This window comes from Pseudomonas sp. BF-B-15, assembly GCF_019946675.1.
Lineage (GTDB): Bacteria > Pseudomonadota > Gammaproteobacteria > Pseudomonadales > Pseudomonadaceae > Aquipseudomonas > Aquipseudomonas migulae.
This window is the reverse complement of record NZ_JAGYFZ010000072.1, coordinates 22,330-30,884: the sequence shown is the minus strand read 5'-3', so window position 1 is coordinate 30,884 and position 8,555 is coordinate 22,330. Positions and strand designations below refer to the sequence as shown.

Genomic DNA, 8,555 nt, shown 5'->3' with positions numbered 1-8,555 from the left:
CACATTGTTTTTGTGTTGTTCTTAGCTCTGTTGTGCTGCCTTAAGGCACTTCAAGTCGTTGAAGTCTTTGCGCACTCCTTCGATTTTTTTCAGCAGCCGCTGGCGTTGAGCCGGTGTGCTTTCGGCCATCAAATCCACAAACAGGCTTCGTGCCTGAGCTTCGGTGTTGGCGTAGGCCTTGCGGTAATCGGCTGTCCATAAGCTCTCGCGATTCACCAGAAGCGTCTCGATGCGCTGTGGGAATCCAGGACTCTGACGCTGCGCAACCGCCGCGCTGAACTGTTTCTGCCAATGCACGCGGTTGGCGATCCATTGCGTGTTCTGGTCGCCCAACGCATTTGACCAGGCAACGACCCGTTGTTGTTGGGGCTGGCTCAGCGGTCCGATCCAGCCATCCAGACGTTTTTCCATGCGCTGGCTACGTTCCTTGATCTGCTGAACGAGCGACGGTTTTACGTAGTCCTGCTGGCGTTTGCGCTGGTCCTTGGCGAAGGCTTCGTTCATTTCCGCGACTTGTTTGTCGTCCAGCCCCTGCAACAACTCGATGGCCGACGGGGTGATTTCCCGGGCAGTCTGGGCGATGGCTTGTTTGGCTTCCTGGGTGCGGGATTGCAGCGCGGCGTCGGTGACCTGATTGGTTTCGACCATCACCTGCAAACGGTCCAGCCAGTCGAGATAGCCTGGCAGTTGCGTGGTGCAGTGCCAGCTCAGGTGTTCCTTGAGGCGCTCGTTGAACCAGCCTTTCTGCTCGCCGTTCATGTCCAGGTAATCGCTGAGCGTCCACGGGATGATCACGTCGAGGTTGCGATAGGCCAGACCCATGCGGCTGCAGGCACCGAGGGCAAGACTGAGAGTGATGACGACAGCGAGACACTTCAACCAGCGCGACATGGGCGAGTCCTTGCGAAAGCGTAGGTTCTCATGTGATCGCAGGATGAGCCTGCCAGTTCAGCCAATCAATAAAACGCGCGTTCAGCCTTGAGGGTGACCAGGCCATCGCACTGACTGTTGTGCCCGGAATAGGCGGAGCTACCGGCGAATGCTCGGCATCGAGGGCCGTTCGTCGATTTTTGAAATATTGATGGGGTTTGGCGGGGGGGTGCGGGGAGGGTTCCAGTCCAAGCGCTTCGAAGCTCAAAGCGCTTAGGGACCAGGTAACGCGGGTGTTATTTTTTGCCCAAGGTAATCTGCTTGGACGGGCCGAACGTCTGGCCGCTGACGCCTTTGGCAATTTGCTGGATCTCGCCGCCGGATTTGAGGAACGCAGCAATCTGATTGTTGATCGATTCGCTGGTTTCAACGGCTGGAGCTGGCTTTGCTTTGCTGGTGGATGCTTTTACGCGCATGGCGGCCATTAACCTGTAGAAAATTAACTTGGCCACGCATCGTACAGGAAATACTTGACAATTGCTTGGCAAATATCCCCCTGAAATACACATCACAAAAGCGCTATTAATCGCAAGTTATTATTCGAGTTATGTCCCTAAGCTGCTGTTTTAAATAAGAACATCGGTAGGGAAGAATGGATTTTTACCTGGCTGGAAGGGCGATGAATCGACAGGTCGGCCTGACGAGCGGCCAGACCCGCCTGTCAAACCCCAGGAAAATTAAGGCCCCCAGAGGATTTTCTCGCGCCACCGGGCCGGGCGCCGAACGCGGCCTGCAAAAACGGGTAGAATGCCGCCCACGCAATGAGGGTATTGGAAATGGCTTTAGTCGGGCGTTACAACAGTTTGCAAGTGGTTAAACACACTAACTTCGGTTTATATCTGGACGGTGGTGCGGACGGCGAAATCCTTCTGCCTAATCGTTATATTCCCAAAGATATTCCCAGCGAAGATGAAGACTGGCTCAACGTTTTTATTTATCTGGACAGCGATGACAAACTCATCGCAACTACCGAAAAGCCGAAAGTTCAGGTCGGTGAATTCGCCAGTTTGAAAGTCGTTGAAGTCAACAGCATCGGCGTCTTCCTGGATTGGGGCTTGCCGAAGGATCTGTTGCTGCCGTTTTCCGAAGAAAAGCGTCAGATGACCGCGGGCGAGTACGTCGTGGTGCACGTCTACCTCGACAAGCACACCCGTCGTATCACCGCTACCGCGCGTCTGGACCGTTACCTGGACAAGACCCCGGCCAACTACACCCCTGGCCAGGAAGTTGATCTGCTGGTTGCCGAAGCCACCGATATGGGCTTCAAGGCAATCATCAACAACAAGCACTGGGGCTTGATCCACAAGAACGAAATCTTCAAGTTCATGCGCGCCGGTAAAGAAGAGAAGGGCTTCATCAAAGAAGTCCGTGCCGACGGCAAGATCAGCCTGAGCCTGCAACCGGTGGGCGAAGAAGCCGCCACCAGCCTGAACTCGAAGATCCTCGCCAAGTTGCGCGACAACAACGGCGCGCTGCCGGTGAGCGACAAGAGCGATCCGGCGGTGATCACCAGCATGTTCGGTGTCAGCAAGGGCAACTTCAAGAAGGCCATCGGCGCTTTGTACAAGAATGGCCAGATCGTCATTCATGCCGATCGCATTGAACTGAAGTGACGTCGCGCGAGATGGCGTCCGTGGTGACTTGAAGGTCTCCCACAGGCTACTTTTTCTGGCCATCTGGTTAATAATCGACAGCATAATTATTTGCCCCGACCTTGAGTCGGGGCTTTGCTTTCTACTGTGAGTCACTGCCATGGATTGTATTGTCGAGGTGTTCCGGTGAGCGCCAGCCGGCGTAGCGCCGATGGGTTTGCCCTGCAAGTGATGGTCGGGTTGTGCCTGATCTGGGGCGTACAGCAAGTCATGATCAAGTGGGCGGCGCCGGACATCGCGCCAGTCATGCAGGCGGCCGGTCGGTCAGGCATTTCTGCGTTGCTTGTAGGATTGCTGATCTGCTGGAAGGGCGGTTGGGATCAGGTCAGCCATACGTGGCGCGGTGGATTACTGGCCGGCGCGCTGTTTGGACTGGAATTTTTCTTCATTTCCGAAGGCTTGCAGCTGACCACGGCCGCACACATGTCGGTGTTCCTTTACACGGCGCCGATCTTCACCGCGCTGGGCGTGCACTGGCTGTTGCCGAGTGAGCGTTTAAGGCCGGTGCAATGGTTGGGGATTTTTCTGGCGTTTGTCGGGATTGCCATCGCGTTTGCCGGCGGGGTGTCCTGGGACAACCTCGATCACCGCATGTTGATGGGCGATGCACTGGGCGTATTGGCCGGTGCCTCCTGGGGGGCGACCACGGTCGTGGTGCGGGCCTCGCGCCTGTCGGAAGCGACAGTGACGCTCACGTTGTTCTATCAGTTGATTGTCGGTTTCGTCGGCCTGCTGCTGATCGCGATGCTGAGTGGCCAGGTTACCCACGTCAGTCTGACTACCGTGGCCGTGGCCAGCGTGCTGTTCCAGGGGCTGGTGGTCTCGTTTTTCAGCTACCTGACGTGGTTCTGGCTGTTGCGCCGGTATCTGGCGGCGAACCTCGCGGTGTTTTCGTTCATGACGCCGTTGTTCGGTGTCACGTTCGGCGTGGTGTTGCTGGGTGAGGCGCTGAGTCTCAACTTTGTCATCGGTGCCGTGCTGGTGCTGCTCGGCATTACGTTTGTCAGCGCTGAGCAGTGGGTGCGCCGTCGTTTGCGCAAAGCCCTTGGCCAGCAGTGACCGGTCAACCCAGGGTGTCGATTCAGGCCCAGGCGATTGCCTGAGCTAATGGTCAGGTATTTTGATCAATTCAGTAACAGATCATTGCGGATTTTGCCGAGCATTTCGTAGGACTTCGGACTATTATCAGTGCGAAGGGGCTACAGAATTTCAGCCGCTCGGCACTACCCTGAAGGGGGCACCATGAAAGAGAAAATTCAAAACTGGCTGCATGACCTGGGTGTCGCACTCGGTTTGATCGAACCGCCTCTGCAACCTGTGCCTATTCGCACTGACGATGAACAGCGTCGACGCCAGCAGCGTCGTCGGTAACGTCAAGGTCTGGAACACCGCAGCCGTGTTGTAGCAGCTGTCGACGGCTGCATTCGGCTGCGTAGCAGGTGTAAATTCAAAAAACGGGCGAAATCAGTGTCGCCCGATCTCCATCAAAAACCGACTCAGATCTTTCGCCGTCCTGGCGATTTTGAGCATCCGCTCTTCTTCGGCGCTAAATGCCTGTTGTTTTCCCTGATGTCGAGTACAGCAGGCTTCAGCCATGCGAGCGCTGCCACTCATCAATCATCGTGCGCAGATGTTCTCCGGAAAAACTGCCGAAATGCCCGCCATGCACGGTGCGGATCGGCAACTCACGCAAGCGCTGCAGACTGCGTGCGTAGTCGTCGAGGTTGGAATGGTAAGCGTCTTCGATCAGCGGCCCGTCGTAGATGATGTCGCCGCTGAACAGGGTTTCGGTCGCCGCTTCATACAGGCTGATGCCACCCGGTGAATGTCCCGGCGTATGCAGTACCTGCAACACGCGATTGCCCAGATCCAGCACGTCACCTTCCTCGATCATTCCCGTGGCCGGCGCGGCTTTGACCCGGTACTCGGCGTAGCACAGCGGGCAATCAGGATGCGCCTCGAACATATCGTCGCCGACAAATGCCCGGCTCAAATCGTTTTCGCCGTCAGGTGCCGCCAGGATGTCGGCCTCGGCGGGATGGACCAGGCGTTCGGCAAATTCGTGATGGCCGGCGATGTGGTCGAAATGGCAATGACTGGCCACCGCCACCAATGGCCGTTCGGTGATCCACGGCAGTTGCTCGCGCAGGCTCACCAAACCGGAGCCGCTGTCCAGCAGCAGGTCTTTGTCACGGCCCTGAATGTGCCAGAGGTTGCAGCGGTAGAAGGGACGGATGTAAGGCTCGTGAATCAGACGGATGCCGTCGCTGAGTTGCTTGACCTCGAACCACTGATCGCGAGAAACAATCTTCATCAAAGGTTTTCTCCAGACGAAAAAAAACGGGTGTGGCAACCGACGCCACACCCGTCGAAGAAAGCATCAAGTCGTTATATTCAGCTTAGATGGCGTTCGCCACCGCAGCCGGGCGGCGAGACATCAGGCTCACCACAATGAAGCTCACCAGACCTGCGAGCAGGCTGTAGTAGATCGGGGTGTTGGCATCCAGACCGTCCTTTACCATGAACAGCAGAGCGGTTGCGAAGCCCAGGCCCATGCTGGCGATGGCGCCGGCGGTAGTGGCGCGTTTCCAGAAAATCGCACCCATCAGCGGGATCAGCATGCCGCCGACCAACAGGTTGTAGGCCAGGGTCAGGGCGCTGATCACATCGTTCACCACCAGGGCGATACCCAGCACGACAATACCGGTCAGCAGCGTCACCAGGCGGTTCAGGCTCAGGCTCGACTGTTTACCGCCACGCAGTTTAGGTAGCAGGTCTTCGCTCAGAGTAGTGGCGGCAGCCAACAGGCCTGCGCTGGCGGTGGACATCATGGCGGCCAGTGCAGCGGCGATGACCAGGCCACGGATACCGTCCGGCAGCGACAGTTTGACGATGGCGGCGAATGCGTTGTTGACGTTGTCCAGATCCGGGATCAGTACGTGAGCGGCCATGCCGATCAGGGCGCACGCCAGACCGTAGATGATGCAGTAGAGGCCTGCGGCAGTACCGGCGTATTGCGCGACCTTGGCGGTCTTGACGGTGAACACCCGTTGCCAGATGTCCTGACCGATCAGGATGCCGAAGAAGTAGATCACGAAGTAGGTGATGATGGTGTCCCAGCCGATGGTGGTGAAGCTGAAGCTTGCCTCCGGCAGTTTGGCCACCAACTGATCCCAACCACCGACGCGGTACAGGCAGATCGGCAACAGGATGAACATCAGGCCCACGGTCTTGATGACGAACTGGACGATGTCGGTCAGGGTCAGGGACCACATGCCGCCGATCGCCGAATAAATCACCACCACGCCACCGCCGACCAATACCGACAGCCAGAACGGCAGGTCGAACAGCACTTGCAGCACGGTGCCGATGGCCAGGATCGAAACCACGCCGATCATCAGTGCATACGCCAGCATGATCACCGCGCTCGCGGAGCGGGCCATCGGGTTGTAGCGTTTTTCCAGCACCTGGGTAACGGTGTAGATTTTCAGTTTCAGCAGCGGTTTGGCGAGGAACAGGTTCAGCGCCACGATCCCGCAACCGAGAGCCGCGCAGAGCCAGAAACCGGAAATGCCATGGACGTAGCCCAGGCGTACGGTGCCGACGGTGGATGCGCCGCCCAGAACGGTAGCGGCCATGGTGCCCATGTACAGGCTCGGGCCGAGGTTACGACCGGCGACCAAAAAGTCTTCGTTGGTCTTGGCCTTGCGCATGCCGTAGTAGCCGAGTATCAGCATCGCGGCGGCGTAGATGAGTACGACGAATAAATCCAATGCCATGATGGCGTGTCTCCGATTGTCTTTTTTATGGTGAGGCGAAAATCAATCCCTGTGGAAAACCCATCTCTGTAGGAGCGTGCGATGCGGCGTTCCGACTTGCCCGCGAAGGCGGTGTGTCAGTCAACATTGATGTTGAATGTGCCGCCTTCGCGGGCAAGCCTCGCTCCTACAGGTCATCCCTAACCACAGGTAATGCGTTTAATCAGGCGGCTTGTCGCAACGCCGGTTTACCGAGCGAATCCGTGCTCTTGCTGCGTGGATCATTCGGGCCGAACACCGCAGCCGATTCCGGGAACAGGCTCAGCAGCGCCAGGTACACCAGCGACGCCAGGCCGAGGGTTACCGGCAGGCTGATGTCGATGCCATCCGCCAGGTTCCCCAGTACACCCACGAATTGCCCCGGCAGGTTCACAAAGCACAAACCGACCAATGCACTCGGGATCCAGGCACCCAGCCCACGCCAGTTCCAGCCGTGGGTGAACCAGTAACGACCGCCTTTCTCGCCGCGGGTGAACACTTGCAGGTCATCCGGGCAGTAGAAGCCGCGGCGCACCAGCAGGCCGATGATCATGATCACCATCCACGGAGTGGTGCAGGTGATGATCAGCACGGCGAAGGTCGACACGCTCTGCACCAGGTTCGCCGCAAAGCGTCCGATGAAGATGAAGGCAATCGACATCACACCGATCAACAGGGTGGCCTTGACCCGCGACAGCACACGCGGGAACACGCTGGACATGTCCAGCCCGGTGCCATACAGCGAGGTGGTCCCGGTGGACATGCCGCCGATTACCGCAATCAGGCACACCGGCAGGAAGAACCAGCTCGGCGAGACGGCCAGCAGGCCGCCGACGTAGTTGTTGGCGGCGATGTAGTCCGGCGCCTTGATCGCTACGATAGTGGCGGTGGCGAGGCCGAACAGGAACGGGATGAACGTTGCGATCTGCGAGATCACCACCGCGGCCATGATCCGGCGCTTGGAGGTTTCACGCGGGATGTAACGCGACCAGTCGCCGAGGAACGCGCCGAAGGAAATCGGGTTGCTCATCGCCACCAGCGCAGCGCCGATGAAGGCAGCCCAGAAACCCGGTTGGCCCATGCTCACGGTGCCGGCGTAGTTCACATCGAAAGGACCGGCAAAAGCGAAGATGCCCAGCAGGAACAGCAGGCTGGCGCTCCACACCGCGATCTTGTTGACCCACAGCAGGAAACGGAAGCCGTAGATGCAAACTGTCAGCACCAGGATCGCGAACAGACCGTAGGCCAGGCCCAGGGTTAGGTCGGTTTCCGGCAGGCCGATCAGGCGTTTTGCGCCACCGATCAGCGCATCACCCGAACTCCACACCGAGAGCGAGAAGAAGGCGATGGCGGTCAACAGCGACAGGAACGAACCGACGATCCGCCCGTGCACGCCGAAGTGCGCACCGGAAGACACGGCGTTGTTGGTGCCATTGATCGGGCCGAACAGGCCCATCGGCGCGAGGATCAACGAACCCAGCAACACGCCCAGCACAATCGCCCAGACGCCCGCCTGGAATGACAGGCCGAACAGCACCGGGAAACTGCCGAGCACGGCGGTGGCAAAGGTATTGGAACCACCGAAAATCATCCGGAACAAGTCCGTCGGGCCTGCGGTGCGTTCGTTGTCCGGGATCTGTTCGACCCCGTAGGTTTCAATGTGCGTAAGGCTTTGGTCGTTGTTGTTGTTATTCATGATCTGCTCCGATCATAAAGGCGCGCTCATCGTGTGTGAGCGTCACCTGTTTGGCTAAGGGGTTGGCAGCCCTTCCGGCATTGCGGACAAATGTTCGTGGCAGGCCAGCCATAGGCCTTGTTGTTCTTGGCCAGACGCTTGTTTCTTGAAAACAATCGTCTCGCGCTCCTGGCTGAAGTGTTGCTCCCCTTGCATGCGCAGCTCGGTGGCCACGTCATGGATGAAAATCGCGACGTCACCCTGCAGGCTGACGAAAGCGTTGCTCGAGGTGCACGACAGCACCTCGAAGCCATCCTCGGCACGCCAGGTGTCCCACAACGCCTGATAGGCATCGCGCGACAGCAGAGGCTGCTCGAGGGTGTAGAAAACGAAGCTGGCGTCAAAGCTGAAGGCGCCGAAGTAGGCTTCGCGATCGTTACGGGCAAAGGCTGCCACCAGATTGGCGGCAGCGTGCAGAACCTGATCACGCTCGTTCATGAC

At 58.2% G+C, this 8,555-nt stretch carries 9 protein-coding genes and 1 pseudogene; 3 read left to right on the top strand and 7 right to left on the bottom strand.

Features of this window, described 5'->3' with window-relative positions:
• Nucleotides 1-21: 21 nt before the first annotated feature.
• Nucleotides 22-891 carry a DUF6279 family lipoprotein gene (locus KGA97_RS20985; RefSeq protein WP_223481432.1) on the bottom strand — a complete coding sequence of 290 codons (870 nt, stop codon included), beginning with the start codon at nucleotides 889-891 and terminating at the stop codon, nucleotides 22-24.
• A 275-nt stretch (nucleotides 892-1,166) separates the two neighbouring features.
• Nucleotides 1,167-1,355: a hypothetical protein gene (locus KGA97_RS20980; RefSeq protein ID WP_028621608.1), complete on the bottom strand. Its 189-nt coding sequence runs from the start codon at nucleotides 1,353-1,355 to the stop codon at nucleotides 1,167-1,169.
• Nucleotides 1,356-1,706: 351 nt separating this feature from the next.
• Between KGA97_RS20980 and KGA97_RS20975 the strand changes: the two genes are divergently transcribed.
• From KGA97_RS20975 to KGA97_RS29465, 3 genes are all read left to right on the top strand, one after another.
• A complete protein-coding gene (locus KGA97_RS20975; RefSeq protein WP_008034266.1) occupies nucleotides 1,707-2,543 on the top strand; it encodes a S1 RNA-binding domain-containing protein in 837 nt (278 codons plus the stop codon).
• Nucleotides 2,544-2,708: 165 nt separating this feature from the next.
• Nucleotides 2,709-3,641, top strand: a complete 933-nt coding sequence (locus KGA97_RS20970; RefSeq protein ID WP_223481431.1) for a DMT family transporter — start codon at nucleotides 2,709-2,711, stop codon at nucleotides 3,639-3,641.
• A gap of 183 nt (nucleotides 3,642-3,824) precedes the next feature.
• Nucleotides 3,825-3,953 carry a PA1414 family protein gene (locus KGA97_RS29465; protein ID WP_007914492.1) on the top strand — a complete coding sequence of 43 codons (129 nt, stop codon included), beginning with the start codon at nucleotides 3,825-3,827 and terminating at the stop codon, nucleotides 3,951-3,953.
• Nucleotides 3,954-4,046: 93 nt separating this feature from the next.
• On the opposite strand, the pseudogene KGA97_RS20965 reads toward KGA97_RS29465, so the two are convergent.
• The 5 genes and pseudogenes from KGA97_RS20965 to KGA97_RS20945 all read right to left on the bottom strand — a co-directional run.
• A pseudogene (locus KGA97_RS20965) lies at nucleotides 4,047-4,136 on the bottom strand (acyl carrier protein); the annotation flags it as partial.
• A gap of 34 nt (nucleotides 4,137-4,170) precedes the next feature.
• Entirely contained in the window at nucleotides 4,171-4,896 is a 726-nt protein-coding gene (locus KGA97_RS20960; protein WP_008040969.1) for an MBL fold metallo-hydrolase, read from the bottom strand.
• 85 nt (nucleotides 4,897-4,981) lie between these two features.
• Nucleotides 4,982-6,361: a sodium:solute symporter gene (locus KGA97_RS20955; protein ID WP_008034261.1), complete on the bottom strand. Its 1,380-nt coding sequence runs from the start codon at nucleotides 6,359-6,361 to the stop codon at nucleotides 4,982-4,984.
• Between the two features lie 202 nt (nucleotides 6,362-6,563).
• Complete coding sequence (locus tag KGA97_RS20950) at nucleotides 6,564-8,075, bottom strand: purine-cytosine permease family protein (protein ID WP_008034259.1); 1,512 nt, start codon at nucleotides 8,073-8,075, stop codon at nucleotides 6,564-6,566.
• A 54-nt stretch (nucleotides 8,076-8,129) separates the two neighbouring features.
• The gene (locus tag KGA97_RS20945) at nucleotides 8,130-8,552 is read right to left on the bottom strand and encodes a YybH family protein (protein WP_223481430.1); all 423 of its coding nucleotides are present in this window, start codon (nucleotides 8,550-8,552) and stop codon (nucleotides 8,130-8,132) included.
• Nucleotides 8,553-8,555: the final 3 nt, after the last annotated feature.